1 pseudogene is annotated in these 759 nt (G+C 59.9%); it reads left to right on the forward strand.

Going from position 1 to position 759, the window contains the following annotated elements:
* Nucleotides 1-49 precede the first annotated feature (49 nt).
* Nucleotides 50-759, forward strand: a pseudogene (locus QCE79_RS33220) (hypothetical protein); the annotation flags it as partial.

Here is a 759-nt window from a genome sequence, read left to right on the forward strand (position 1 = left end):
ACGCGCAGGCCATTGGTTGCTCCATACATCGCGCCTAGAGACCGATACGGTGACATTCGGCGTCGGGCTCGATGGGGCGCTTGCACTTCCCGGACAGGTTATAGAGATTGCCGATCCGTTGCGCTCGCAGCGTTCGGCCGGTGGGCGTGTCAAGGCGGTGAGCGAGACAGGCCATGTGATCCTGGACCGCGAGGTGCAAGCGCTTTGCGGGGACTATCTCACGTTGATGCTGCCGGATGCGCAGATTCAGCGCGTGGAAATTGAGAGTGCGCACGGCGCGGAGGTCACACCTTGCAGGCCACTTTTGCAGACGCCGGTTTGTGGTGCCGCATGGACGATTCAACCGGCAGCCGAGGTACGGCAGTTGTATCGCGTGGTCAGCGTATCTGAATCGCATGACGGAACGTCTTTCACGATCACGGCGACGCGGCATGCGCCAGAAAAGTTCGCGCTCGTCGACAATGCGGCGTCGACTGACAAGACCGATCAAGCTTACGTGCCGATTGCCGCGCCAAGCGCGCTACGCATTGAAGCACTCGCGGACTACGGTGCCAGAATGTCGGCCAAGATATCGTGGGGCGCGGTGGCTAGCGCCAAGCAGTATCTGATTGAATGGCATGAGCCGGGTCACGAAGTAAAGAAAGAGCGGCTTGCAAACATGAAGTGCGAGTGGGTCGTGCACGACTTAAAGCCCGGCAACTACAAAGTGCGCGTTCAGGCCGAGGTGTGGGACGGTCTCTTATCGGAGGTGGCTGAGGT

This window comes from Caballeronia sp. LZ003 (assembly GCF_031451465.1).
In the GTDB taxonomy this organism is placed as follows: Bacteria; Pseudomonadota; Gammaproteobacteria; order Burkholderiales; family Burkholderiaceae; genus Caballeronia.